The sequence below is a fragment of the Ruegeria sp. CDSC054 genome, assembly GCF_059610645.1.
Genome location: NZ_JBXWOA010000005.1, coordinates 198,851 through 223,810, shown reverse-complemented (window position 1 = coordinate 223,810; position 24,960 = coordinate 198,851). Strand labels below are relative to the sequence as shown.

General features: G+C 58.5%; 23 protein-coding genes and 1 riboswitch. Of the genes, 20 read left to right on the top strand and 3 right to left on the bottom strand.

Annotated features, from left to right (window positions below; genetic code table 11):
• Positions 1-57 precede the first annotated feature (57 nt).
• Together AC2FGC_RS12740 and AC2FGC_RS12735 are read right to left on the bottom strand one after the other, a co-directional pair.
• Positions 58-843 carry a formate/nitrite transporter family protein gene (locus AC2FGC_RS12740; RefSeq protein ID WP_496726140.1) on the bottom strand — a complete coding sequence of 262 codons (786 nt, stop codon included), beginning with the start codon at positions 841-843 and terminating at the stop codon, positions 58-60.
• 349 nt (positions 844-1,192) lie between these two features.
• Positions 1,193-1,639, bottom strand: a complete 447-nt coding sequence (locus AC2FGC_RS12735; RefSeq protein ID WP_058283451.1) for a universal stress protein — start codon at positions 1,637-1,639, stop codon at positions 1,193-1,195.
• 268 nt (positions 1,640-1,907) lie between these two features.
• Between AC2FGC_RS12735 and AC2FGC_RS12730 the strand changes: the two genes are divergently transcribed.
• From AC2FGC_RS12730 to cobJ, 10 genes are all read left to right on the top strand, one after another.
• Positions 1,908-2,393, top strand: a complete 486-nt coding sequence (locus tag AC2FGC_RS12730; protein ID WP_496782523.1) for a hypothetical protein — start codon at positions 1,908-1,910, stop codon at positions 2,391-2,393.
• 134 nt (positions 2,394-2,527) lie between these two features.
• On the top strand, positions 2,528-2,968 hold the full coding sequence (locus tag AC2FGC_RS12725) for a flavodoxin domain-containing protein (protein ID WP_496782521.1): 441 nt from the start codon (positions 2,528-2,530) through the stop codon (positions 2,966-2,968).
• A gap of 946 nt (positions 2,969-3,914) precedes the next feature.
• Positions 3,915-4,871 (top strand): hypothetical protein, encoded by a 957-nt coding sequence (locus AC2FGC_RS12720; protein ID WP_496726136.1) that lies wholly within the window; start codon positions 3,915-3,917, stop codon positions 4,869-4,871.
• Positions 4,872-5,853: 982 nt separating this feature from the next.
• A riboswitch (cobalamin riboswitch) is annotated at positions 5,854-6,063 on the top strand.
• An 83-nt stretch (positions 6,064-6,146) separates the two neighbouring features.
• The gene (locus AC2FGC_RS12715) at positions 6,147-6,536 is read left to right on the top strand and encodes a DUF1636 family protein (RefSeq protein WP_496726134.1); all 390 of its coding nucleotides are present in this window, start codon (positions 6,147-6,149) and stop codon (positions 6,534-6,536) included.
• Positions 6,533-7,588, top strand: coding sequence for a cobalamin biosynthesis protein CobW (gene cobW, locus AC2FGC_RS12710; protein WP_496726133.1), 1,056 nt, complete (start codon positions 6,533-6,535; stop codon positions 7,586-7,588). The genes AC2FGC_RS12715 and cobW overlap by 4 nt, the downstream gene beginning before the upstream one ends.
• Positions 7,589-7,591: 3 nt before the next feature.
• The gene (gene cobN / locus AC2FGC_RS12705) at positions 7,592-10,885 is read left to right on the top strand and encodes a cobaltochelatase subunit CobN (RefSeq protein WP_496782519.1); all 3,294 of its coding nucleotides are present in this window, start codon (positions 7,592-7,594) and stop codon (positions 10,883-10,885) included.
• On the top strand, positions 10,882-12,009 hold the full coding sequence (locus tag AC2FGC_RS12700; protein ID WP_496777491.1) for a ferredoxin-like domain-containing protein: 1,128 nt from the start codon (positions 10,882-10,884) through the stop codon (positions 12,007-12,009). Before cobN ends, AC2FGC_RS12700 begins: the two co-directional genes overlap by 4 nt.
• Positions 12,009-12,638 (top strand): precorrin-8X methylmutase, encoded by a 630-nt coding sequence (locus AC2FGC_RS12695; protein ID WP_496782517.1) that lies wholly within the window; start codon positions 12,009-12,011, stop codon positions 12,636-12,638. Before AC2FGC_RS12700 ends, AC2FGC_RS12695 begins: the two co-directional genes overlap by 1 nt.
• Positions 12,635-13,363 carry a precorrin-2 C(20)-methyltransferase gene (locus AC2FGC_RS12690; protein ID WP_496782515.1) on the top strand — a complete coding sequence of 243 codons (729 nt, stop codon included), beginning with the start codon at positions 12,635-12,637 and terminating at the stop codon, positions 13,361-13,363. Before AC2FGC_RS12695 ends, AC2FGC_RS12690 begins: the two co-directional genes overlap by 4 nt.
• Entirely contained in the window at positions 13,360-14,112 is a 753-nt protein-coding gene (cobJ, locus tag AC2FGC_RS12685) for a precorrin-3B C(17)-methyltransferase (protein ID WP_496782513.1), read from the top strand. Before AC2FGC_RS12690 ends, cobJ begins: the two co-directional genes overlap by 4 nt.
• Here cobJ and AC2FGC_RS12680 read toward each other — a convergent pair.
• Positions 14,085-14,834 carry a cobalt-precorrin-6A reductase gene (locus AC2FGC_RS12680; protein ID WP_496782511.1) on the bottom strand — a complete coding sequence of 250 codons (750 nt, stop codon included), beginning with the start codon at positions 14,832-14,834 and terminating at the stop codon, positions 14,085-14,087. The two genes, cobJ and AC2FGC_RS12680, sit on opposite strands and share 28 nt — an antisense overlap.
• Between AC2FGC_RS12680 and cbiE the strand changes: the two genes are divergently transcribed.
• The 10 genes from cbiE to AC2FGC_RS12630 all read left to right on the top strand — a co-directional run bounded on the left by cbiE (position 14,833) and on the right by AC2FGC_RS12630 (position 24,950).
• Positions 14,833-16,032, top strand: a complete 1,200-nt coding sequence (cbiE, locus tag AC2FGC_RS12675) for a precorrin-6y C5,15-methyltransferase (decarboxylating) subunit CbiE (RefSeq protein ID WP_496782509.1) — start codon at positions 14,833-14,835, stop codon at positions 16,030-16,032. The genes AC2FGC_RS12680 and cbiE overlap by 2 nt on opposite strands.
• A complete protein-coding gene (locus AC2FGC_RS12670) occupies positions 16,029-16,397 on the top strand; it encodes a cobalamin biosynthesis protein (RefSeq protein ID WP_496726155.1) in 369 nt (122 codons plus the stop codon). The genes cbiE and AC2FGC_RS12670 overlap by 4 nt, the downstream gene beginning before the upstream one ends.
• Positions 16,394-17,188 (top strand): precorrin-4 C(11)-methyltransferase, encoded by a 795-nt coding sequence (gene cobM, locus AC2FGC_RS12665; protein WP_496782507.1) that lies wholly within the window; start codon positions 16,394-16,396, stop codon positions 17,186-17,188. The genes AC2FGC_RS12670 and cobM overlap by 4 nt, the downstream gene beginning before the upstream one ends.
• A complete protein-coding gene (locus tag AC2FGC_RS12660) occupies positions 17,181-18,509 on the top strand; it encodes a cobyrinic acid a,c-diamide synthase CobB (protein WP_496726124.1) in 1,329 nt (442 codons plus the stop codon). Before cobM ends, AC2FGC_RS12660 begins: the two co-directional genes overlap by 8 nt.
• On the top strand, positions 18,506-19,234 hold the full coding sequence (gene cobA, locus AC2FGC_RS12655) for a uroporphyrinogen-III C-methyltransferase (RefSeq protein ID WP_496726123.1): 729 nt from the start codon (positions 18,506-18,508) through the stop codon (positions 19,232-19,234). Before AC2FGC_RS12660 ends, cobA begins: the two co-directional genes overlap by 4 nt.
• A complete protein-coding gene (gene cobF, locus AC2FGC_RS12650) occupies positions 19,227-19,970 on the top strand; it encodes a precorrin-6A synthase (deacetylating) (protein ID WP_496782505.1) in 744 nt (247 codons plus the stop codon). Before cobA ends, cobF begins: the two co-directional genes overlap by 8 nt.
• 100 nt (positions 19,971-20,070) lie before the next feature.
• Entirely contained in the window at positions 20,071-20,529 is a 459-nt protein-coding gene (locus AC2FGC_RS12645) for a DUF302 domain-containing protein (RefSeq protein WP_496726121.1), read from the top strand.
• Between the two features lie 78 nt (positions 20,530-20,607).
• Positions 20,608-22,227 carry a thiamine pyrophosphate-binding protein gene (locus AC2FGC_RS12640; protein ID WP_496726120.1) on the top strand — a complete coding sequence of 540 codons (1,620 nt, stop codon included), beginning with the start codon at positions 20,608-20,610 and terminating at the stop codon, positions 22,225-22,227.
• The gene (locus tag AC2FGC_RS12635; protein ID WP_496726119.1) at positions 22,214-23,398 is read left to right on the top strand and encodes a CaiB/BaiF CoA transferase family protein; all 1,185 of its coding nucleotides are present in this window, start codon (positions 22,214-22,216) and stop codon (positions 23,396-23,398) included. Before AC2FGC_RS12640 ends, AC2FGC_RS12635 begins: the two co-directional genes overlap by 14 nt.
• A gap of 181 nt (positions 23,399-23,579) precedes the next feature.
• On the top strand, positions 23,580-24,950 hold the full coding sequence (locus AC2FGC_RS12630) for a tetratricopeptide repeat protein (RefSeq protein WP_496726118.1): 1,371 nt from the start codon (positions 23,580-23,582) through the stop codon (positions 24,948-24,950).
• Positions 24,951-24,960: the final 10 nt, after the last annotated feature.

Genomic DNA, 24,960 nt, shown 5'->3' with positions numbered 1-24,960 from the left:
AACCAACTGAAACCGATCGTTTTGCTCTGGCGGGCGCTGTGATCGAAGAAGTGGGTCTTACCGTCTATTAGCGCCAAGATAAGCAAACCAGTAGGCCAAGGCGACTCCTCCCGCCCCGCCGACAATGTTGCCCAGAGTAACCCACAATAGATTGGTCGCCGCTGAGAAAACCGGAACAGTTGCCCCCGCTGCCCAACCCTGCGGGAAGAAAAACATGTTCGCAATCGAATGCTCGAGCCCCAGCAACACAAAAGCAGTGACGGGCCACAAAACGGCCAGAACCTTGCCGGCGACGCTGCGGGCGGCAAAGGACAGCCAAACAGCAAGGCATACCAACCCGTTGCACAGTGCGCCACGGGCGAAGGCCTCCATCGGTTCCAACCCCGCTTTGGCATCGGCTATCACCACGGCGGTATTGCCCATCGGCCCCTCGAGCAGGCCGGTCAGAGAGAAGGCCAATGCAAGCCCGAGGGCGCCCGCGAAGTTTCCGGCATAGACGATGCCCCAGCTTCGAAACAGCAGTCGCAGCGGTATCTTGCGGTCGACCGCTGCGATCACCATCAAAACATTTCCGGTGAACAATTCTGCACCACCTGCGATCACCAGGATAAGGCCCAGGGAAAACACCGCGCCACCCAGAACGCGGATCGGCCCCGCAGCGCTGTCTGCGCCAGTAACCGCCATCGTATAGGCCGCTGCGCCAAACCCTATGAATGCCCCAGCCAGCATCGCAAGAACGAACATGGGTGCCATTGGCAACTTTGCCTTTGTGACCCCAGCAGTCTCAACTAATGTCGCAATTTCAGAGGGTTTATGAGCGTCGAACAGGGACGGGGTGTTCATGTCGGGCTCCAAAGTTAACACGGATCTACGTATCAGGGATTGTACAGCCTATCTTCTGACCTTGAACCAAAGCACAAATAAAAAGGGGAAGTTTATCTATTCCACCACAGTTCGGGTCGTTTCGCCTAACACAGTTTGGTCGCCGGTCATCACCACAGGCACCCATGACCTCGGTTTCAGCATCCGTTTTCGTGTCACCGTCATGAAGCAGTGGATGTCAGACTCCGTTTTCACGGCCGGGAGTTCAGCATCACGGAGTAGCCATCGAACCTTAGTTTTGTCACGAGGCTTCAATGTTGAGCTTATTGATCGTCATCGTTTTTGTGCCGATTGGGACCAAGTTTGAAATTTAGGCAACGGTCAAAACCGCACAAGTGGCATTCCGACTGATGCCTTGAGAGGTGCTCCCTTGAATCAGGCTACCAATGCTTCCCAGTCCGCGGCGGCCCGTCACAATTAGGTCAGCTTTGCATTGCTCGGCGCATGCGATGATCTCGTCGACCGGATCACCGCGTTGGGTATGTGTTTGCGAAACTGTCTGATTGTATTCTTTGGCAATCTCTTTACCCGCGGAAATGATCTTGTCTGCTGCCTGCTGAACCTCTTCGTCTGAAGGCATTGTCGTGACGGCGTGATAGCCAGCAACCGCGCCCATTGCGAAAGCCACGGTTTGCGGCTGAGGTGTATGGACAAGGTGAATTTGAGAGCCATATTTGCTTGAGATATCACAGGCAACGCGTAGAGCTGCTTCTGACGCCTCTGATCCATCCAAGCCAACCACAATTATTTTGAACATGTCGCACTCCCTCCTTTGTGAGGGTCAGTATGGGTGAACTTGCAGCAACTAGCATTGACTCAAATCAACACTTTTCGCTGCAAATTCGAGCGTATTCGTCCGTCCATTTCCAGAAGATTCACGGTAACAGAACCAACTTTGATAATTGTTGGAGTTGCAAACGGGTCAACCCAAAGGGGCAACAGAGCATGTCTATTGCGAAAAACCTCCCGCAAACGCTGCTTTTTCAATGGGTATCAATTTAGCCCAACGATAAAGATCAAGGGTAATGGCGAGAAAAATTGCTACTATGGACGTGCGTTTCAGTTCGTTTGGCGAGGACGGCGGATTGCTTACGACACGAAATTCAATCTTATTCCAGAGGAAAACAACGATGCCTTCCTCTTCGCCTTGGGTTCGCCCAGTTGCAATAGCCGCAGCACTCTTTGGTCTTCTTACCATTTTCTCCGGCGGAACGGCTCTATTTGGGGGTGCTGCTGCCAAAACCGCAGTGGGAGATGCGGTACCATTCGTGCTTTGGTTCAATTTTCTGGCTGGATTTGTCTATTTGATTGGCGCATTCGCAATCTACAAATCCACATTCTGGGCACAACGCATTGCCTGGTTGATTGGCTTATCTACACTATTGGTGTTTGCTGTTCTAATATTAGTGGCTCTTAGTGGCACGCCATTTGAATGGCGAACCGTCGGTGCAATGACCATACGCACTGGATTTTGGCTTGCCATAGCTTTTGTGCTTTCCAGAACAGTATGAGCCAGTCATTTCGACGTCGCGCCTTTACCCAGATTGCTTAAAGAGACCGGCATTTTTGATTGAAATCAAAGGCCGTGGCGAAGAGTTTCGGCATAGTAAGTTAGCTGTTTAGACCGGTTTGCGGGAGCGTCATTATGACAGTACTTATTGCCTACGGAACTATTGAAGGTCAGACCGCCAAGATTTCGCGCTTTATCAACAAAGTCACATTAGGGGCAGGATACGAAACTAGGCTGATCGATATCGACCAACTGGCAGGTCCAGTGTCTTTGGAAGATGTAGACCACGTTATCCTTGCGGCTCCCGTCCATGAACGCCGGCACCCCAAGCCGTTCGAGGAGTTTTTAGAAAGGCACCATGACGCATTATCCTCGCGAAAATCACTTTTGCTTTCCGTCAGTCTAAAAGCTGCTTTTCAGAAAGGTCAGGAGGACGCGCGGGACTATCTTACCGAAATGCTGATGCGGACGAAATTCGAACCAGACGCGACCGCCTTGGTCGCTGGTGCCGTACGGCCTGATAATTACGGGTATTTTGAAAGAGAGATCGTCCAACACGTTGTCATGCTAGGCTAGAAGATTGATCCACGAGATGGCTTGAGAGAATTCACTGATTGGGATGCGTTGAAAACAACAGTAACAGCATTCCTGGACGATTAGGTCTGCCGTCACCTCGGAGAGCATCGAACCAATGACAGAGTTCGGCCGGCCTTTCACTGACTCGGATGAGGGCGCTGGCGTTATCCTTATATCGAGTATCAACGCCAGATCAGGTGTACGATTGCCCAACTGCGTTTAACCTATGCCTCAACTCCGCCACAGTTTCCCCCGCGCCCCTATATCAGTTCCCCGCCATTCCCTACCGGGGAGTCGAGACTGGTTATTCGGCCAGGCCGCAGGGGGCCTGACGGCGAATCTAAGAAAATCTCGGGGAGCGCCGGGGAAGCATGGGGAGCCATTCGGGGACCGTTTTGAGGAGGTGACAACAGGGCATTTATTATTAGTATCAATATCTTAAATATAGTTATAAATTTATGGGGAGACTTGGGGATACCCTATAGCGCAGAATGTGAAAAAACGCAGAAATACACTTTTCTAGAATGCTCTAAGGAATCCCCCTCCCCCGCTCCCCGCACTTTGAAAACAGTGCACAACACTGCTGCGTTCATTGCGAAGAATCCGACAGTGTTTGTTCGCCTTCCCTCCCACGTAGTCATCAAAACCGAGCCAAGAACTCATACATTGGTCCACCGAAGAAAATCGCGGGTCCTTCCATGGCATTGTTACGTGGGTTTATTCGCGCCGTGTTCTATTGGCCGGTGCGAAAAAACTCAAAAGTGGGTTTTTGGGTTGGGGTTGTTGTCTTCGGAACAGATTTGCAAGCTTCATCATACCTAGATAGTAACCGCATAGGTTGAAGCTGGAACCAGAAGACGCCCGAGAGCGGCGCCCTAGTAGTCAATTTTATAGTTCATGTCGGAAAGTCTTCGATGCGATATCAACAAAACTAGCTAGGTTTCGAATGCCCAAAGAAGATTTTGCGAGTTTCATTGCCAAGCATCGCTTTAAACCACACGATCTTTTTGCATCCGTCTCAAAGGGTGTTACCACACAGGAGTTTCAATTAGCGAAGTGTTTCTCTCAAGTCGACCTACTGAGATGGGACTTTGGAGACGGTCAGCTCGCCGAGTTAAACCGAGCGCTGACGGTCGCAACATATATTGCAGAAAGCAGCACGGATCATCCAGAGGGTTTCGCCGCATACACTTCAAAGCTGCAAGAGGAATCGTGGAATTACGCATTGCGCTTTTCCCCTTACCATAAAGTTCATACCGCACTGGAGAACTTAGAAAGGGTGCATGCCGCAATGCTGGAAGCAAGCCTTGGTTTGAATGCGGCTACGGCAGGGATGGACACCGTTCTTGAGTTCAAGCGCTCAGATAACTCTGCGTATGCTCGAGAACAATCTAAGGCAACATCCAATCTTTTAACATTCTCTGCGCTTTATGCTTCATACGTAGATGTTTGCAGACGTATCCGAAAATACACCAAGCTGGAAAACAGTGAATCTTACACCCGGGGAATTGGAAGGGTAATCGGGAAGAACTCCGGCGCGCATAGTTTTGCCATGGGTCTAAGGAACTTTATTCTACATCATCATTTGGTGGAGCCTGGCATAACCATTTCGATGGGGGAAAGTCGCACGGTGCGACTGCTACTCGATTCAAACGCTTTGCTTTTCGCAGGTTTCAAGTGGAAAGCGGACGCTCGAGAATACATCCGTTCGGACAAAAAGCTGGATGCACTGAAAACGACCACCACTGTAGTCAAAGACGTTGCTAGACTTGTAAGGTTCCATCGGAAGATCGCAGAGAAACGACTACCGGAGGAAAAGTTCGCTCACGACACTTACCTTCACGAACGAACCAGGTTTAGACACCTCCAGAACGCGACGTTCGATCCGGGAGCAATTGTCTAACGGCGCTCAACTGTTTTAGCACGCGTTGTAAGCCCCAGCATTATGTCGGTGGCTCTAGACAGCTCCATTCCGGATGAAGAATTACGTATACAACTGACTACTCTGGCAAACCGGCATCAGAATCTTTCAAATGAAAAATGGCAATTGTTGCCGACGAAATCGTGCAGCTATTGAAGCAGCGTTTAAGGTATCCGAACACCGGCTCATATCTTGACGGGCGGAAGGTCGAGTGACGGCGCATTCAGGCTGCGACGCGCCTGAAAGCAATCAGCGTTGCTGTGATCATTGCACCAAAATCCACTTGAACCAAAAATCGAGCATCATCCTTGATGGCGTTAAGCCAATGAACAATTTCAACCAACAATCCCGCAACATTCGCAAGCCCACGTACCGATAAAATCTCACTAAACAATTGTTATTTATTAAGAAATTTAATTCCTTTACGCAAGTTCGAAATTGGTACTCGCCTCCACTTCTTTTCAAACACTTAGCTTTCTGCGCTGCTTTCGCAAATCCGGGCGTATACACTTGGGTATCATGTTCCTACTGGCTTCTGGAACAGCATAACCGTCGCCGTTGATGTCCGGGGTTAAATGTCGAAGCGGTTTGAAAGTAATGCCACACGTGCCAAATCTTTTCCCGCGAACAAACGGCGCGACGCACAATGCGACAGTGGTAGAGGGATGTGCTTTGTCTTTGTCGCGCCTTTGCCCGCTTCCTTAATATTGCCCAAAGGTTCGCACAGAACGCGATTGCCCAAGGCGCGCCTGTTGCGATTGCCGGTCCAGCGATTCCGTTTGCACAACCGCACTACCTGATTGCCAAGCCCGGAAGCGCTCAATCATCCGCGGCTGCGGGGCTGTTTTGCTCCTGGCTTCGTGATCGGATCGCATCGGATGCCGCTGACTGACTTCGGCTGGTCGCTTTTCTGACTTAACCGGTTTTCAATCCTCAGTCGTGCTTGACAAGCCCCCTGCCCGTGCCGCATGTCGCATGCGTTGGTGTCCATCCTCGGATGGATGAAAAGGGAATGTGCCAGCGATGTCATCGCCAAGCACAGCCGCCCCCGCGACCGTGACCGGAGAGGGTGCCCAAAGCCACTGGCCCAATAGGCCGGGAAGGCGGGACATCCGACAGGGCAAACGCTCTGACATCCGCAAGCCGGGAGACCTGCCAGCACCCGAAGTTGAAACCGGGCGGGGTGTTCCGGTGTCGGGTCCATGTCGCACACGTGGCCCGCATGAAACCCCGTCCCCCGTACAAAGGATTAGGGGGATGAGAGACGTGACCGAGACCGCACCAGTCGAATTGCTGGTCTGCACGACATGCCGCCGTGGGTTGCCCATCGAAGATGACGCTCAGCGACCCGGCACTTTGCTGCACACAGCGCTTGAACAGGCGGGCTTGCCTGACGGCGTGGACCTGAAGCCGGTGGAATGCCTGTCGAATTGTGATCAGGGATGTTCGATCGTTTTGCGTGGTGGCCCGTCCCGATGGACCTTCGTCTATGAAAACCTCGACGAGGCCGACCATGTCGAGACCATCGTCGAAGGCGTCACCAAATATCTGGCCGCTGAAGACGGTCTGGTGAAATGGCGTGAGCGCCCCGAACATTTCCGCAAAAACTGTGCGGCCCGCATTCCCCCGATTGGAGCCCTGAAATGAGCAATCTTGAAAAACTTCCCGTCACCGTGATCACCGGCTTTCTGGGCTCGGGCAAGACCACGCTGGTCAAGCACCTGATGCAGAACCCGCAGGGCAAGCGTCTGGCTGTGGTCGTCAATGAATTTGGCGATGTTGGCGTCGATGGCGATATCCTGAAATCCTGCGCCATTCCGGATTGCCCGGCGGAAAACATCATGGAACTGGCCAATGGCTGCATCTGCTGCACCGTAGCCGATGACTTCATTCCGACCATCGAGGCACTGATGGCGCTGGAGCCGCGCCCCGATCACATTCTGATTGAAACCTCTGGTCTGGCGCTGCCGAAGCCGCTGCTGAAGGCGTTCGACTGGCCGGATATCCGTTCTAAGATCACCGTTGACGGTGTGATCGCTCTGGCCGATGCCGAGGCCGTCGCCGCCGGGCGCTTCGCTCCGAATGTCGAAGCCGTGGACGCCCAGCGCCTGGCTGACGACTCGATCGACCACGAAACGCCCCTGTCAGAGGTGTTCGAGGATCAGATCTCGTGCGCCGACATCATCCTGCTGACAAAACCCGATCTGGCGGGCGCCGAAGGTGTGGCGAAAGCCAAAGAAGTCATCGCCGCCGAAGCTCCGCGTCCGCTGCCAGTGGTCGAAGTCGCCGAAGGTGCCGTAGACGTGCGCGTCGTGCTGGGGCTGGAAGCGGCCGCCGAGGATGACATGGATGCCCGTCCGTCGCATCACGATGGCCATCACGACCACGAACACGACGATTTCGAAAGCATCATCGTCGAGTTACCTGAACAGACCGACCCGGCCCAACTGGTCGCCAATATCGAACGTCTGGCCAATGAGCTGAACATCCTGCGCGTCAAAGGCTATGCCGCCGTTCAGGGCAAACCCATGCGTCTGCTGGTGCAGGCCGTTGGTGCCCGCGTACGTCACCAGTATGACCGCCCGTGGGAACCCGGTGAAGAGCGCCGTTCGCGTCTGGTGGTCATCGCCGAACACGACGACATCAAAGAGGCCGCGATCCGCGATATCCTCGTGGGCGTGACCGAGGCCGCCGAGTAAGCCATGCACGTCGTCTTCCGCGAAAGCCACGGGCTCGAGGAAACCGAGACCCCGACCGATCTGGGCCAAAGTCCGGCGGATCTGGTGGTGCTGTCCTTTTCGGACAGTGACCTTGGTGCTTTCGCGGCGGGCTGGCATCGCGGTGGCGGGGCCGAAGGGCGAATGCCGACAATGCGGCTGGCCAACCTGACAGCACTGAAACACCCGTTGTCCGTCGACACTTATGTCGAGCAAACGCTCGAGGGCGCCAAGGGCATTCTGATCCGTTTGATCGGCGGCGTGCCTTACTGGTCCTATGGCTTGCAGCAAGTTCTGGCGCTGGCGCAATCCAAGGGGATCGCACTGGCCGTCCTACCTGCCGATGGGCGTGAGGATACGCGGCTGGATGATTACTCCACCCTGCCCGTCTCAACCCTGCGGCGGCTTGCGCATCTGTGTGACACCGGCGGCGAAGTCGCGGCGCAAGCGGCCTTGGCACAAATGGCGCTGGCGGCTGGGCTTTATGCCGGGCCGGTGATGGGCGCAAAGACCTTGCCAAAGTGCGGTGCGTGGTGCCCGGATCGTGGCGTAATCCCGGTCGAAACAGCATTCTCGAGCGACGCGAGGCGTATCCTCGTGACCTTCTACCGGGCTTATCTGACATCTGCAGACACCGCCCCGGTCGCAGCCCTGATCCGCCGATTGCGGGAACGCGGGTTCGAAGCAGTAGGCATGTTCGCCCCCTCGCTAAAAGCACCTGCCGCCGCCGATTGGCTGCGCGGGAACATCGCCGCCATTAAACCGTCGGCCATTATCAACGCCACTTCCTTCTCGGGCAAAGGCGCATCGGGTACATCGCCGCTGGACGCTGCCGATGTTCCGGTGTTTCAGGTTGCTCTCGCAACGTCCCGCCGCAAAGCCTGGGCCGAGGCGGAACGCGGTCTTTCGCCCGCTGATTTGGCTATGCACGTTGTCCTGCCTGAAGTGGACGGGCGAATTTCTGCAGGCATTGCCTCGTTCAAGGAACCGGGCAAGCGTGACCCGCATCTGGAGTATTCACGTTTTGCCCACCGGGCTGAACCGGAACGGATCGAGGCCATCATCGACCGTGTCGTCGGCTGGCTGAACCTGAACGACAAGCCCAAATGGGATCAGGTGCCCGCCTTGGTGCTGTCCACCTATCCCGGCAAGGATTGGCAGATGGCCCATGCGGTGGGCCTCGATGCTTTGGCCTCGGCCGAGGCGATGCTGGCCGACCTGCAAGGCGAAGGGTATGACACCGCTCCTGCCCAGCCGATTTCTGATACGTTGTTGGACGCGCGGATTACGTGGTCGCTTGGCGAATATCTGACTGCGCTAGCAGAATTGCCGGAACAACTGCGCGCAGACCTCGAAATCGTCTGGGGCAAGCCCGAGGATGATCCGGCCTTTGCAGATGGCGCGTTCCACTTCACCGCCCTGCGCCGCGGCAAGGCGTTGGTCGCGTTGCAACCTGAACGCGGCACGCCCGAGTTGCGTGATGACGATTATCATGACCTGTCGCGTACCCCGCGCCACAGCTACGTGGCCTTCTACCTTTGGCTGCGCAAAGGTCTTAGTGCGGATGCGCTGATCCATATCGGCGCGCACGGCACGCTGGAATGGCTGCCCGGCAAGTCGGTCGCGCTGTCCAACGAATGCTGGCCCGAAGCGCTGATCGGCGACCTGCCTGTCATTTACCCCTTCATCGTCAACGACCCTGGCGAGGCCGCGCAGGCCAAGCGCCGGATCGGGGCGGTCACGCTGGGTCATGTCCCACCGCCGATGAGAGAAAGCGGTACCCCGGATCGGATGGTTCGGCTGGAATCGCTGCTGGACGAATTCTCGAACGCAGATGGTCTGGACCCCAAACGTCGCGACCGCCTGCAAGAAGATATCCGGGATGAGGCGCAAGCCATCGGGCTTGAAAGTGACCTGGGTCTCGATCAGGCCACCTGCACGGCCGAGGCGATCACTCGCATCGACCGTTTTGTCTGTGACATCAAAGAAAGCCAGTTCGGCGACGGGTTGCATATCTTTGGACGTGTGCCCGAAGCCGCCGCCAATTTTGACACGGCACCTTCTGCCAATGCCGAACGCAATGCTCTGATTAACGCGCTAGCTGGCAAACGGATCGAGGCAGGCCCGTCCGGATCCCCCTATCGCGGGCGGTCAGACGTGCTGCCCACCGGTCGCAATCTCTATACCACCGATCCGCGCTCAGTGCCGACCCGTGCGGCCTATACCCAAGGCGTGAAGCTGGCCGAAGAATTGGTGCGGCGACACCTGCAAGAGGAAGGCGACTATCCCAAAGGGCTGATCGTAGACCTATGGGGCTCGGCCACCATGCGAACTGCGGGCGAAGAGTTCGCCATGGCGTTGCACCTGCTGGGCGTGAAACCCGTCTGGGACAAAGGATCCGAGCGCGTGTCGGGCATCGAGGTGCTGCCCATCACCGATCTCAGCCGCCCGCGTTTGGACGTGACGTTGCGCGTGTCGGGCCTGTTCCGGGACGTGTTCCCCACGCTTTCGGCGCTTTATGGTCAGGCAATTCGCGCGTTGTGCGACCGGGACGAAGCACCGGACTGGAACCCCTACGCCGGACAGGCTCCGACGGCGCGCGTCTTTGGCCCGGCTCCGGGCAGCTATGGCGTGAACATGACGCAGCTATCCGAAATCTATACAGATGAGGCCCGCGTCCAGGCCGGAGAAGCATGGCTTGAGGCCAGTTCATTCGCTTTGGAAGGCGAGCATATTGCGCAAGACAAGGATGGCATTACCCAACGGGTCGCGAATGCCGACAGTTTCGTGCACTTGCAGGATCTGACCGAAACCGACCTTCTGTTGGCCAACGACTATGCCACGCATGAGGCTGGTTTCGCCGCCGCCAAGACAGTCACCGGTGGTGCTGCGCAGCTATACCATCTGGACAACACCAACCCGGATAACCCGCGCGCCCGAACGCTGCCTGAAGAAGTCAGCCGTGTGGTTCATGCCCGTGCCGCCAACCCGAACTGGATTGCAGGCATGCAAAGGCATGGCTTTCGGGGCGCTGCCGAAATTGCGGCGACACTGGATCACATGGCCTCTTTCGCCCATCTGTCAGGCACGGTCGCGCCGCATCTGTTCGACCTCTATCACGACGCGACTTTGGGCGACGCCGAGGTCGACGCGTTTTTGCAAGAGGCCAACCCGCGCGCGTATCAGGCGATGCAGGACAGGTTCCGCGCGTTGTTGGACGCGGGTCTTTGGAACACCCGCCGCAACTCGATCCGGGCCGATCTGGAGGGGCTGGGATGAGCGCCCCGGTCGTTCAGGGTTGGTGCCCCGGCGCGCATCGACCGATGATGTCGGGCGATGGTCTGGTGGTTCGGGTGCGCCCGCGTCTGGCCCGTTTGAGCGCCGAACAAACACGTGGTCTTTGTGAGTTGGCCGAGCAATTTGGCAATGGCACAATCGACCTGACCAACCGCGCCAATTTACAGCTGCGCGGGGTAAAAGAAGACGATCATCAGGCATTGCTGGCCGAACTGGCCGCGCTGAACCTTTTGGATGCTGAGCCCGGTATTGAAATGCGCCGCAATATCCTGGTGTCGCCCCTATACCGATCAGGTGATCGAACCGCACATCTGACACAGGAACTGATCGACCGGTTGGAGGAATTGCCGACTCTGCCCGCCAAATTCGGCTTTGCCATCGACACTGGCCCCAAGCGCCTGTTGGCGGCGGATTCGGCCGATATCCGGGTCGAGGCAGGCACTGATGGCCTCATCCTGCGCGCCGACGGGGCCAAGACTGGCTGCCGGGTCACAGAAACCAACGCAATTGACCGGCTTATCGCCTTGGCCGGATGGTTTTCCGAACGTTTCACGTCAGAAACCCGCCGCATGGCGCGGGTGGCCGCGACGCAGGATTTGCCAGCGGAGTGGCAAGGCAGCGTGCCCGGTGACATCGGCACACCTCCGCAGCCCGGCGTATGCGATCTGGGTGTGTTGTATGGCGCGGTGTTCGGACAATTGCCGGCGCGGCAGCTCTCTGACCTCATTGCAGACAGCGGGGCGTCTGCCTTGCGGGTCACCCCATGGCGGCTGATTCTGCTGGAAGGCGGGGCGGCGATACAAGCACCGGACTTTGTCATAGATGGCACAGACCCGCTGATGACAACCGACGCCTGCCCCGGCGCACCGTTCTGCCCGCAAGCACAAGTGGAAACCCGTAGGGTTGCGCGCGAATTGGCCGCTCGGGTTGCAGGCAGCCTACACGTATCCGGTTGCGCCAAAGGCTGCGCCCGAATGGGGACGGCAAATGTCACACTGTACGGCAATGACGGACGATTTGATCTTGTCAAAAACGGTCGCGCGGGGGATGAGCCGTCCCAACGCGGGCTGACACCTGAAACACTTATGACTATGGACCTCTCCTGATGCCCTATGAATACGAAACCGATGGCGCAGCGATCTATAAGCAAAGCTTTGCCACGATCCGGTCTGAGGCCGATCTGGCGCGCTTTGACGCTGATGAAGAGCAGGTTGCGGTTCGCATGATCCATGCCGCCGGAATGGTCGGTCTGGAAGAATTCGTACATTTTTCGCCGGGCTTCGTGCCAGCCGCACGGACCGCGTTAGTGAATGGCGCACCTATACTGTGCGATGCGCGGATGGTCAGCGAGGGTGTGACCCGCTTCCGCCTGCCGGCCGATAATGAGGTGATCTGCACCCTGCATGACGAACGCGTGCGCCCACTGGCGGCTGAGATGAGCAATACCCGCTCGGCCGCTGCGCTGGAGCTGTGGCGTCCGCATCTTGACGGCGCTTTGGTTGCTATCGGGAATGCGCCGACCGCGCTATTTCACCTGCTGAATATGCTGGAAGACCCCGACTGCCCGCGCCCGGCCGCCATCATCGGCTGCCCGGTGGGCTTTGTCGGTGCCGTCGAATCCAAGGACGCATTGTGGGAGGCCCAGCCTGTACCATCTTGCATCGTCAAAGGCCGTCTGGGCGGCAGCGCCATCACCGTCGCCGCAATCAACGCCATTGCGAGCCGCACCGAATGAACGCCGGCAAGATATACGGCGTAGGCCTTGGTCCCGGTGATCCGGACCTGATGAGCGTGCGGGCCGACCGCCTGCTCCGCAATGCACGTCACGTCGCGTTCTTTCGCAAGCCTGGTCGCAGCGGTCAGGCACGCAAGATCGTCAATGGGATGATCCCGGACAGCGCAGTTGAGTTTCCCATGGAATACCCTGTCACTACGGAAATTCCGCTGGCTGATCCGCGCTATAACGAACTGCTCTCGGCCTTTTACAAGGACTGCGCCGCGCATCTCAAAGCTCTGTCGGATCAGGGCGAGGATGTGGTGGTTCTATGCGAGGGTGATCCGTTTTTCTATGGGTCTTTCATGCATCTTTACAGCCGCTTGCGCGATCAGGCTGATGTAGAGGTCGTGCCAGCCATCACTGGCATGTCCGGTGCGTGGACGGCAACGGGTGATCCAATCACCTGGGGCGATGATGTGCTGACGGTGCTGGTCGGCACCCTGCCCGAAGAAGATCTGGCAATTCGCATGGCACAGACTGACGCTTTGGTTGTCATGAAAATCGGACGCAATATCGACAAGGTGAAGCGCGCGCTAAAAACAGCTGGTCTGTATGACCGTGCCTGGATCGTCGAGTTTGCACAGATGCCGAACCAGGTGGTGACGAAACTGTCCGAGGCATGCGAAAAGGTGACGCCCTATTTCTCGATCATCATCGTGCATGGTCAAGGACGGCGGCCATGAGTGGTTGGGTCAAGATTGCGGGCCTGGGGCCTGGTAACGAAGATCTCGTAACCCCCGAGGTTTCAACTGCGTTGACGGATGCCACAGACGTAGTCGGGTACATCCCCTATGTCGCGCGCGTGGCGGAACGCCCCGGCCTGACGCTGCACGCCAGCGACAATCGGGTCGAGATCGACCGATCCCAACACGCATTGCAGATGGCGGCTGAGGGGAAACGGGTGGTCGTGGTATCCTCGGGCGATCCCGGTGTGTTCGCAATGGCGGCAGCTGTGTTCGAAGCCCTAGAGAATGGTCCCGCCGAGTGGCGTAACATTCCCATAGACGTCCTTCCCGGCATAACCGCGATGCTAGCCGCATCCGCGCGGGCCGGGGCGCCTCTGGGTCATGATTTTTGCGCCATCAACCTCAGCGATAATCTGAAACCCTGGTCGCTGGTTGAAAAACGTCTTCGACTTGCGGCGCGGGCGGATTTCGCGATGGCGTTTTATAACCCGCGATCAAAGTCGCGCCCGGAAGGCTTTGTAAAAACACTGGAAATCCTGCGCGAAGAATGCGAGCCCGAGCGCCTGATCCTGTTCGCGCGCGCCGTATCCCGCGCGGATGAGGCGATCCGGATTTCAACACTGGCCGAGGCGACACCTGACATGGCTGACATGCAAACCGTCGTCATTGTCGGGTCATCCCTGACGCGCGTCATCAACCGTGACAGCGCGCCGATCGTCTATACCCCGAGGTTCACTCCGGAATGAGCCAACCAGTCCAGAACCTGCGTCACGTTCGACAATTCGGTCCTTTGCGGAAGGGTCGGTCTGTCGATCATCAGCACCGGTACGCCCATCGCGCGCGCGGCATCCAGCTTTGCGCGTGCACCGTTGCCGCCAGAGTTCTTGGACACAACCAGTTCAATTCCATGCTGCAGCATCAGCGCCCGGTCCCCTGCTTCAGTGAAAGGTCCGCGCGACACGATCGCCTCGCAATCGGGCAGCGGCAGTGCATCCGGTTCATCCACCAGCCTCAGCAAGAAGTGATGTTGGGGCTGAGCCGCGAAATCTTCAAGATGCAGGCGGCCAACGGCCAGAAAAACGCGCCGTTTTGGACCGCTCAAGGCGGTAACCGCCGCGCCTATATCAGAAACGTGCTGCCAACGATCTTCGTCCTGCGCGCGCCATGCCGGGCGCGTCAAAGCGACCAGGGGCACCCCGGCCTCGCGACACGCAGAAATGGCGTTTGTGCTCATTTGCGCGGCAAAGGGATGGGTGGCATCGACTACATGAGTGATCGCGTGGTCCGTCAGGTAACGGGTCAGGCCTTCGACGCCGCCGAACCCTCCAACACGCACTGGCAGGGGCTGCGGCCTTGGATTGTCTACCCGACCGGCATAGGAATAGGTTGCCGGGATGCCCTGATCGGCCAAGGTTTTGGCCAGTGCATTTGCCTCGGTCGTGCCACCAAGGATCAGGAGGTTGGTCATGCATGAAGCTCCGTGGCTAAGCGTTTTGGGCTTGGGCGAAGATGGACTGGATGGCCTGTCACCCGCAAGTCGTCAAGTACTGGAGCGTGCCGAAATCATCATGGGCCCGCCGCGCCATTTGTCACTGATCCCCGACACAGGCGCACAGCGCGTAGATTGGCCCGTGCCTTTTTCCGACGGCCTGCCGATCCTGACCGGGTTTCGCGGACGCCCAACGGTTGTTCTGGCCTCGGGCGATCCGTTCTGGTTCGGCGCGGGCTCGGTAATCGCGCGCAATTTCGACGCCGGAGAATGGACAGCCCATCCGGGTCAGTCCACGTTCTCGCTCGCCGCCGCGCGTCTGGGCTGGCCGTTGGAAAGCACGCAGACATTTGGTCTGCACGCCGCCCCGCTGACCCGTCTGCGCCCGCATCTTTCGCCTGGATTGCGCGCCATCCTGCTGCTGCGCAACGGCGCTGCGGTGGCCGAGCTTGCGACATATCTGAACGAAACAGGGTTTGCCGATACGCAGCTGCACGTGATGGAGGCCCTTGGCGGCCCGCGCGAACGGTCGCGCAGTGTATCGCTGACCGAAGCCCTGCTGGGTGGATTCGACCATCCAGTCTGCGTTGGGCTTGAAGTTGCGGGTGAAGGACAGGCGCTGCCCAAGGCCTCGGGTAAGCCGGATGATATCTTCGAAAATGATGGCCAGATCACCAAACGCCCCGTGCGGGCGCTGACTCTGTCGGCGCTGGCCCCCAAGCGCGGCGAGCATCTGTGGGATATCGGCGGCGGCACCGGCTCGATCAGCATCGAGTGGCTGATGTGCGACCCGACCCTGACCGCAACCACGATCGAACCCCGCGAGGATCGCGCGGATCGCATTCGCCGAAATGCCGACGCGCTGGGCCAAGACCGGCTGCAAGTTGTGCATGGCACAGCGCCAACCGCACTGGACGGCCTTGGGTTTCCGGATGTGGTATTCATCGGCGGCGGCCTGAGTACCGAATTGCTGAATTGGCTGCACGCCGCCCTGCCCGCCCGGACTAGGTTGGTCGCCAATGCTGTGACGCTGGAAAGCGAAGCCTTACTGGCGCAATGGCACGAAAAACTGGGCGGGGAGCTTTTGCGCATCGAACTGGCGCAGGCTTCGGCACTGGGACCTCGGCGCGGCTGGAAATCCGCATATCCGGTGGTGCAGTGGAGCGTGATCTTATGATCGTCGCAGGGTTAGGGTTTTCATCGACTGCGACCGTGGACAGCCTGCGCGCCGCATTTGAGCGGGCCAGCGTTGGGCAAAACGTCGACGCGCTGGCCACTGTTGCCGACAAGGAAGGTCACGCCGCGCTGTCGGAGTTTGCCGCAGAGACCGCCCTGCCCCTGCATTTCATAGCTGCTGCCGATCTGGCGGGACAGCGCACTCTCACCTGCTCGAACCGCAGCCGTGCCACCTATGGCACCGGCAGCGTAGCCGAAGCATCCGCCCTTGCCGCCGCCGGAACAGGCGCGCGGCTGACCTCACCCAGACAGATTTCGGACGACCGGCTTGCAACCTGCGCCGTCGCCATCGGAGGACAAACATGACCGTTCATTTCATCGGTGCCGGACCCGGCGCTGCCGACCTTCTGACCCTGCGGGGGCGTGATATCATCGCGTCGTGCCCGGTGTGCCTATACGCGGGATCGCTGGTGCCCGAGGAAATTCTGGCCCACTGCCCCGAGGGCGCAAAGATCATCAACACCGCGCCAATGGATCTGGATCAGATCATGGCCGAGATTGAGGCGGCGCATAAGGCTGGCCATGACATTGCACGTCTGCATTCCGGCGACCTGTCGGTTTGGTCGGCAATGGGTGAACAGATCCGGCGATTGAAAGAGATGGGTATTCCGGTCAGCGTGACCCCCGGTGTACCGTCCTTCGCCGCAGCGGCTGCTTCGCTGGGAACGGAACTGACCTTGCCCGGTTTGGCGCAGTCAGTGGTCCTGACCCGGACGCCCGGGCGCGCGTCCTCAATGCCTGAAGGCGAAACGCTTAAAAACTTTGCCCGGACCGGCGCGACGCTGGCCATTCACCTGTCGATCGGAAATCTGGACAACGTGATCGCGGACCTTACCCCGGCCTATGGAGTAGACTGCCCCGTTGCAGTGGTGTATCGCGCCAGCTGGCCAGATGAACGGATCATTCGCGCCACATTGGCGACCCTGAAAGACGCGCTGGACGAAAGTATTTCCCGGACCGCTCTAATCATGGTCGGTCCTGCCCTTGCGGGCGAAGGGTTTGACGAAAGCTGTCTCTATTCAAAAGACTACGACCGCCGGTATCGCCCGCAAAGCGCGGACAGCCCGTGGTCAAGCTGGAGCCCCGAGAATGAATGACGGGATGACCAACCCTCCGGGATTACTGATTTCTGCGCCGTCTTCCGGGACGGGCAAAACCACCGTTATGCTGGGTCTTCTGCGTGCGCTTGCCGAGGATGGCCTGACGGTGCAACCTTTCAAGAGCGGACCGGACTATATCGATCCAGCCTTTCACCGTGCCGCAGCCGGACGCGCCTCATTCAATCTGGACAGCTGGGCGATGGCCGATCCGCTGCTGAACGCGATTTCTGCCCAGGCCGAGGGCGCGGATATCGTTGTGGCCGAAGGTTCGATGGGCCTGTTCGACGGCGTTGCCAAGCCCGGAGAGCTTGGTCACGGGTCCAGCGCCGAAACCGCGCAGCGTATGGGCTGGCCCGTGGTTTTGGTGCTGGATGTGGGCGGTCAGGCGCAATCGGCAGCGGCAACCGCATTGGGGTTTCGGATGTACAATCCCGACCTGCCCTTCGCCGGCGTGATCCTGAACCGCTGCGCCAGCCCACGCCATGAACGCCTGACCCGATTGGGGATGGAGCGAGCAGGATTGCCGGTTCTGGGCGTGTTGCCCCGGCGCGGAGACCTGACCCTGCCCGAGCGGCATCTTGGCCTGATCCAAGCGGTCGAGCACCCAGATCTGGAAAGCGCGATTGCCGGGTATGCCGCGTTCCTTCGCGAACACGTGGACCTCGAAGCGATCAAGGCTGCGGCTTCCTCAGGCCCGAATGGGCCATCGTCAGCCGCGCTGCCGCGCCCCCCGGCGCAGCGGATCGCGCTGGCACGGGATGCAGCATTTTCGTTCACCTATCCGCATTTGCTGGAAGGTTGGCATGCAGCCGGGGCGGAAGTCCTACCGTTTTCACCGCTGGCCGACGAAGCGCCCGCTTCGGATGCCGATCTGGTCTGGCTGCCTGGCGGTTATCCTGAACTGCATGCGGGCACTCTGGCCGCTGCCGACACATTCCTGAACGGTCTACGCAAACATGCCGAGACGAAGCCCGTTCATGGTGAGTGCGGCGGGTATATGGCCTTGGGCGACGCGCTGGTCGACAAGGAAGGGGTCCGGCACCAGATGGCGGGACTACTTGGGCTTGTGACGTCCTATGAGAAGCGCAAGTTCAATCTTGGGTATCGCAAGGCGCAGTTGTTGGCCTCTATGCCGGGTTTTGCTGCCGATGCGACATTGCGAGGCCATGAGTTCCACTATTCCTCGATCCTGGAACAACCCGACGCGCCTTTGGCCCGGGTGTTCGATGCCGAAGGGGTTGAGGGGCCGCAAACCGGGTCGGTTCGTGGCAACGTGACCGGAACATTCTTTCATCTGATCGCAGAGGCGCAGGCATGAGCGGTTTCGTTTCGTTCATTGGCTCCGGTCCCGGGGATCCGGAACTGCTGACGCTTAAGGCCGTTGACCGGATGCAAAAGGCGGATGCGGTGCTGTTTGACGACCTCAGCAGTGGCCCGATTCTCGGCCATGCGCATCAGGACGCAGATCTTGTCGGGGTTGGCAAACGCGCCGGGCGACCATCACCAAAACAGGACCACGTCAGCCGCCTGTTGGTGGATTACGCAAAAACTGGCGCGCGCGTGGTGCGACTGAAATCCGGCGATGGCGGTCTGTTTGGACGTCTGGAAGAAGAACTGGTGGCGCTGCGCGAGGCCGGGATCGAATATGAGATTATCCCCGGCATCCCCTCGGCGGTTGCCGCAGCAGCAGCGGCCGGCATTCCCCTGACGCGGCGGCTCACGGCGCGCCGCGTACAATTCGTCACCGGCCACGATGTCAGTGGCAAGCTGCCCGATGATCTGAATCTGACCGCCCTTGCCGACCCAGATGCCACCACCGTTGTATTCATGGGAAAGCGCACATTTCCTTTGCTGGTCAAAGCACTGAATGAACATGGCTTGCCGCTGGAAACACCGGCGCTGATGGCTGAATCCGTCTCAACCCCGGATCAGGTGCTACACCGATCCACGGTTGGTGAGTTGGCGGACAAGTTGGGCGCTGAGATCGGCACGGCCCCTGCCCTGATACTCTATGGCCCTCTGGCAGCGACCGACAATGTTTGACTTAACTCTGATCGGTATTGGCACCGGCAATCCGGACCACCTGACGTTTCAAGGCGCTAGTGCCATTCGGGCCGCAGACCTGATCCTGATCCCGCGCAAGGGCGAGAACAAAGCCGATCTGGCCGGTTTGCGGGAAGAGATTATCGCGCAGGTGACCGACACCGCGCCACAGATCGCATATTTTGATATTCCCAAACGACGCGCCGATGATGGCTATCTGCGCGGTGTTGATGAATGGCACGACGCCATCGCTCTGCGGTGGCAAGAGGCGATCGCGGCGCATCGTGATGCTAAACGGGTTGCTCTTTTGATCTGGGGCGATCCGTCGCTTTATGACAGTTCGCTGCGCATCGCCTCACGACTGAAGCCCCAACCGGAAACACGTGTGATCCCCGGCATCACTGCGTTGCAGGCACTGACCGCGGCGCATGCGATACCGATCAACGATCTGGGCGCGCCGTATGTCGTGACCACAGGTCGGCGCATTCGGGATGAAGGCTGGCCGCTAAACGCCTCAAAAGTGGCTGTTATGCTGGACGGCGAGTGTTCGTTTCAAAACCTTGAGATGGCCGACTACGAAATCTGGTGGGGCGCTTATGTGGGGATGAAGGAAGAAATCCTGATCCACGGTCCTTTGGCTGATTTGGCGTCGCAGATTATCGAAACACGGGCAAAAGCGCGGGCAGATCATGGCTGGATCATGGACATTTATCTGCTGAAAAGGCGCCTGGACTGATCCGAAAGCATCCACTGCGGCTGCTACCCACGGGATTGTGACTGCGCGAAATACGAGTTTCTGGCATCAACTTCGCACCCGTACCCAAGAGGACAGCGCAATGAAGGCTATTTCGACCGTACTGTGTTTGCTGGCCTTTCCCGCGCTGGCGCAAGAAGCTCTACCAGGCTGGGCCGTTCATTCGACCGCCAAAAGCTATCAAGCGTTGGTCGCGGATACGAAGGCCGCGGTCAAAGATAACGGTCTGATTGTTGTAACGCAGGCCGGGCCCACCAAGGCGGCAGCGGCTCGTGGCATCATCATTCCCGGAAACTTAGTGATCGGTGCCTTTAACAACGACTATGCAGTTCGGGTTCTGGAAACCTCGGTCAACGCAATGATCGAAGCGCCCATCCGGTTCTACGTGACCGAAAATGCGGACGGCACGGCGACTTTGTCCTACAAAACCCCAAGCCACGTCTTTGCCCCCTATGCCCAGCAAGGCGGTGAGCCACTGCAAGAAATTGCGGCAGAACTGGATGAAAAGTTTCAGGCAGTGGCGGAATCCGCAGTCAATTAGTCACACTGCCGTGAACCTGCTTGCGTCCGGACGCGTCCTCCGCAATCTGCAATGACGTATTATTTCGGAGCATAACTAATGCAGGACCTTTCGCCCCGCGCCGCGGACCTTTTGGCCCAAAGACTTTACGAGGCCGGATGCCGCCATGCCTTTGGTATGCCCGGTGGCGAGGTTCTGACGTTGGTGGATGCGCTGGAACAGGCGGGGATCACCTTTCACCTGACCAAGCACGAAAACGCCGCCGGTTTCATGGCCGAAGCCGTGCATCACCGCGACGGTGCACCTGCCATTCTGGTGGCGACGCTTGGCCCCGGCGCGATGAACGGGATCAACGTGGTCGCCAACGCCTTGCAAGACCGGGTGCCGATGATCGTGCTGACCGGTTGCGTCGATGCGAATGAAGCGCTGACTTATACCCATCAGGTTATGGATCACGCACAGGTCTATCGCTCGATCACCAAAGGAACCTTTAAACTGACGGCACAGGGCGCGGATATCGTGGCAGACAAGGCCGTATCGCTGGCCAACCAGTCGCGCCCCGGGCCGGTGCATATCGACGTTCCGATCTCGGTTGCGGATATGCGTGTGTCCGGCGTCAAGAAGCGGCGACTTGTCAGGGCTGCAGCCGTCGCGCCAGAGGGCAATTGCCTTGAAAAAGCGCGCCGTTGGGTGGCTGACGCGGAACGTCCCATTGCGATTGTGGGGCTGGACGTGCTGTATGACGGGTCGCGCAATATCGTGCAGGCGTTTCTGGAACATTTTGGCATCCCCTTTGTCACGACTTACAAAGCCAAGGGAGTTGTGGCTGAAGATCACCCCCTGTGCCTTGGCGGGGCCGGATTGTCACCGCTGGCCGACAAACACCTTTTGCCGCTGGTCGAACAAGCCGATCTAGTCTTGTGCCTTGGCTACGACCCAATTGAGATGCGCCCCGGCTGGCGCGAGGTCTGGGACCCCGAAGAAAAGCGCGTTATCGACATCTCGGCTGTGATCAATGACCACTATATGCATCAGGCCAGCCTGAATATGGTCGCCGATACGGGTGCTACGTTGGAGGCCATGGCAAAGGGCAACCCTGCCCGCGATACGTGGCCGGGCGGTGAACCCGCACAGGTCAAAGCCGCGCTGGCTCAGGCGTTCCCGACCGACGAGGAATGGGGTCCCGCCGCCGTCATCGCCGAAACCCGTGCAACCCTGCCTGCCGAAACACTGGCTACGGCCGACAGCGGCGCGCATCGTATCTTGCTGAGTCAGATGTGGGATTGTTCCGAGGAACGCGGACTGATCCAGTCCTCGGCGCTGTGTACCATGGGCTGCGCCGTGCCAATGGCGATTGGTCTGAAACTGGCCGAACCAAACCGCCCGGTTATCAGTTTTTCGGGCGACGCCGGGTTCCTGATGGTCGCCGGAGAGCTGTCGACCGCCGCCGAAATGGGCGGAAACCCGATCTTTCTGGTCTTTGTCGATGCAAGCCTCGCGTTGATCGAGCTGAAACAACGTCAGCGCCAGATGGGCAACAGAGGTGTCGATTTCGACCGCCATGACTTTGCCGCCATGGGCCGGGCGTTTGGCGGCAACGGTCACACCGTTCGAAACCGCGAGGAACTGCGCACTGCCCTGAATGAGGCGTTGAAGGCCAACTCTTTCACCGTGATTGCCGCCGAAATTGATCGTGGAGGCTATGATGGCCGGATCTGAAGGACCGCTGAAGGGCGTCAAAGTCCTGGACCTCAGTCGCATTTTGGCCGGACCGACCTGCACGCAGTTGCTGGGCGATCTGGGGGCCAGCGTAATCAAGATCGAAAACCCCGCGACCGGCGGTGATGACACCCGCCAATGGGGCCCTCCTTACGTCGAAGACGCGCAAGGCAACCGGTCCGATCTAAGCGCTTATTTCATGTCGGCCAACCGCAACAAGAAATCCGTGGCTATCGACATCACCACGACCGAGGGGCAATCTGAAATCAAACGGTTGGCCTCGCATGCGGACATTCTGATCGAGAACTTCAAACCCGGCGGATTGGCGAAATACGGTCTGGACTACGCCACGTTGTCGCAAGACTTTCCCAGCCTAGTCTATTGCTCGATATCGGGTTACGGCCAGACCGGGCCAAATGCGTCCAAGCCGGGCTATGACCTGATGGCGCAGGGGTACGGTGGGATCATGTCGCTGACAGGCGAACCCGATGGCGCGCCGATGAAGGTGGGCGTGGGCATCGCCGATGTTATGTGCGGAATGTACGCAAGTGTCGGCATTCTGGCCGCCCTGCGCCACCGCGATCAGACCGGCGAAGGCCAGCAGATTGATCTGGCGCTGGTGGATGCGCAGATTGCGTGGCTGATCAACGAAGGGGTGAACTACCTGACCTCGGGAAACGTGCCCCAAAGGCGCGGCAACGGACACCCAAATATCGTGCCCTATGACGTCTATGAAACCGCCGATGGCCACGTCATTCTGGCCGTTGGCAATGACAGTCAGTTCCGACGCTTCTGTGAATTCATCGATCACGCCAATCTGGCTGATGACCCCCGTTTCGCCACCAACCCAGCCCGGCTGGAAAATCGTGACGCGCTAAACGCAGTGCTGCGTCCGGCGGTCAAGACCCACGCGTCTGAGACCATGATTGCTCAGCTCGAGGCCCGCAAGGTTCCGGTTGGCCCGGCACAGACTTTGGATCAGGTTTTTGCGACCGATCAGGTCGAAGCCCGCCAGATGCAGATCGCGATGCAGGCCGAACCGGGCGACGTTCAACTGATCGGGAATCCGCTGAAACTGTCGCGCACACCTGTAACATATCGGGCTGCCCCGCCCGTCTTTGGGGCCGATACGCAGGCCGTTTTACGCGCTAAAAACCCCTTTGACGATTGAAACACTGTGCCCGTTTCGGCGGCATGTTGCTGAAACATGCCCTTGAATCGGCGGTTTTTTTCAATTTTTGTCCACACGGCATTTCACCAATTCGAGAGCAGGGCCGATACTGATACGACCCGCCCACAGTCTCTGATACATCAAGTGCTGTAGATATTCTCGATTGGATCGGAACATGAACATGAAGCAAGACGTTTTCGGACAGATGAACACCCTCAGCCACCCGGCAAGTGCCGAGGCGTGGGATGGTGTTCTGCTTGGGTTCATGGCCCATGCCGCCGTTACGCCACAGCATCTTGGCAAGGTTCTTGAGCTTGAGCCCGATTTTGCCCTGGGTCACGCGATCAAAGGCTTGTTCATGGTCCTGCTGGGCCGCCGCGAGATGATGCCGGTCGCCGTCGAAGCAATGGCAGCCGCCAACAGCGCCATGGAACGTCAGCCGGTCTCGGCCCGTGAACGGCTCTATGTCGAAGCGCTGGGTCTGTATCTGGCCGACCTGCCCACGCAAGCCATCCAAAAGTTCGAAGAGATTCTGCGGGATCACCCACAAGACTCGCTGGCCATGAAACTCAGCCACGCGACAAGATTCGTACTTGGCGACTCGGAAGGGATGCGCCGGTCGATCGAGCGCGTTCTTCCCGCTTATGAACCCGATCATGCCGGCCGCGGTTACCTGCTGGGTTGTCATTCCTTTGCATTGGAAGAGACCGGTGCCTACGAAAAGGCCGAAATCGCCGGACGGCAGGCTCTGTGGATGGTCTCGGACGATGCCTGGGGTCTGCACGCCGTTGCACACGTGCATGAGATGACAGGCAACGCGCAGCTGGGCCTTGATTGGCTCGCGGGTCGCGAAGAGGCTTGGACCCACTGCAACAACTTTCGCTATCACGTCTGGTGGCACAAGGCGCTGATGCATCTGGATCTGGGTCAGGTCGATCAGGTGATGGAGCTGTATGACAACTACATCCGTCAGGACAAAACCGACGACTACCGCGATATCTCGAACGCCACGTCCCTGCTATCACGACTTGAGCTTGAGGGCGTCAATGTGGGCAACCGCTGGGAAGAACTGGCGGATCTCAGTGCGGCACGGACCGAAGACGGTTGCCTGATTTTTGCCGATCTTCACTATCTTCTGGCCCTGACCGGCGACAATCGCCCAGAGGCGACCAGCAAAATGTTGCAGCGTATTCAAAAAGATGCGCAGCGCAATCAGGGGGACACCCCGATCCGCATGTCCGATCCGGGCATTGCAGCCGCCAAGGGGCTTGAGGCCTTTGGCGAAGGCCTTTACGGCGACGCTTTCGACTTTTTATCAAACGCCCGAGCAGGTATGCAACTGGCAGGTGGAAGCCACGCCCAACGTGATGTATTCGAGCGCATCACAATTGATTCCGGCCTGCGCGCCGGCCGCCTGGATGCTGTCGAGCGCATCCTGGATGACCGTCGCGCCAAAAGAGCCGGGGGCGAAGACAATTACGCTCTTGCGCGCCGCACATTGATCGATGCGGCACGCGACAACGGAGACGCACAAAGCGTCCCGGCTGAATAACAAAAACTAA

Excerpts from the sequence above, each read along its gene's own strand:
- AC2FGC_RS12740 (WP_496726140.1), bottom strand. The coding sequence starts at position 843 with ATGAACACCCCGTCCCTGTTCGACGCTCATAAACCCTCTGAAATTGCG.
- AC2FGC_RS12735 (WP_058283451.1), bottom strand. The coding sequence starts at position 1,639 with ATGTTCAAAATAATTGTGGTTGGCTTGGATGGATCAGAGGCGTCAGAA.
- AC2FGC_RS12730 (WP_496782523.1), top strand. The coding sequence starts at position 1,908 with ATGGCGAGAAAAATTGCTACTATGGACGTGCGTTTCAGTTCGTTTGGC.
- AC2FGC_RS12725 (WP_496782521.1), top strand. The coding sequence starts at position 2,528 with ATGACAGTACTTATTGCCTACGGAACTATTGAAGGTCAGACCGCCAAG.
- AC2FGC_RS12720 (WP_496726136.1), top strand. The coding sequence starts at position 3,915 with ATGCCCAAAGAAGATTTTGCGAGTTTCATTGCCAAGCATCGCTTTAAA.
- AC2FGC_RS12715 (WP_496726134.1), top strand. The coding sequence starts at position 6,147 with ATGAGAGACGTGACCGAGACCGCACCAGTCGAATTGCTGGTCTGCACG.
- cobW (WP_496726133.1), top strand. The coding sequence starts at position 6,533 with ATGAGCAATCTTGAAAAACTTCCCGTCACCGTGATCACCGGCTTTCTG.
- cobN (WP_496782519.1), top strand. The coding sequence starts at position 7,592 with ATGCACGTCGTCTTCCGCGAAAGCCACGGGCTCGAGGAAACCGAGACC.
- AC2FGC_RS12700 (WP_496777491.1), top strand. The coding sequence starts at position 10,882 with ATGAGCGCCCCGGTCGTTCAGGGTTGGTGCCCCGGCGCGCATCGACCG.
- AC2FGC_RS12695 (WP_496782517.1), top strand. The coding sequence starts at position 12,009 with ATGCCCTATGAATACGAAACCGATGGCGCAGCGATCTATAAGCAAAGC.
- AC2FGC_RS12690 (WP_496782515.1), top strand. The coding sequence starts at position 12,635 with ATGAACGCCGGCAAGATATACGGCGTAGGCCTTGGTCCCGGTGATCCG.
- cobJ (WP_496782513.1), top strand. The coding sequence starts at position 13,360 with ATGAGTGGTTGGGTCAAGATTGCGGGCCTGGGGCCTGGTAACGAAGAT.
- cbiE (WP_496782509.1), top strand. The coding sequence starts at position 14,833 with ATGCATGAAGCTCCGTGGCTAAGCGTTTTGGGCTTGGGCGAAGATGGA.
- AC2FGC_RS12680 (WP_496782511.1), bottom strand. The coding sequence starts at position 14,834 with ATGACCAACCTCCTGATCCTTGGTGGCACGACCGAGGCAAATGCACTG.
- AC2FGC_RS12670 (WP_496726155.1), top strand. The coding sequence starts at position 16,029 with ATGATCGTCGCAGGGTTAGGGTTTTCATCGACTGCGACCGTGGACAGC.
- cobM (WP_496782507.1), top strand. The coding sequence starts at position 16,394 with ATGACCGTTCATTTCATCGGTGCCGGACCCGGCGCTGCCGACCTTCTG.
- AC2FGC_RS12660 (WP_496726124.1), top strand. The coding sequence starts at position 17,181 with ATGAATGACGGGATGACCAACCCTCCGGGATTACTGATTTCTGCGCCG.
- cobA (WP_496726123.1), top strand. The coding sequence starts at position 18,506 with ATGAGCGGTTTCGTTTCGTTCATTGGCTCCGGTCCCGGGGATCCGGAA.
- cobF (WP_496782505.1), top strand. The coding sequence starts at position 19,227 with ATGTTTGACTTAACTCTGATCGGTATTGGCACCGGCAATCCGGACCAC.
- AC2FGC_RS12645 (WP_496726121.1), top strand. The coding sequence starts at position 20,071 with ATGAAGGCTATTTCGACCGTACTGTGTTTGCTGGCCTTTCCCGCGCTG.
- AC2FGC_RS12640 (WP_496726120.1), top strand. The coding sequence starts at position 20,608 with ATGCAGGACCTTTCGCCCCGCGCCGCGGACCTTTTGGCCCAAAGACTT.
- AC2FGC_RS12635 (WP_496726119.1), top strand. The coding sequence starts at position 22,214 with ATGGCCGGATCTGAAGGACCGCTGAAGGGCGTCAAAGTCCTGGACCTC.
- AC2FGC_RS12630 (WP_496726118.1), top strand. The coding sequence starts at position 23,580 with ATGAAGCAAGACGTTTTCGGACAGATGAACACCCTCAGCCACCCGGCA.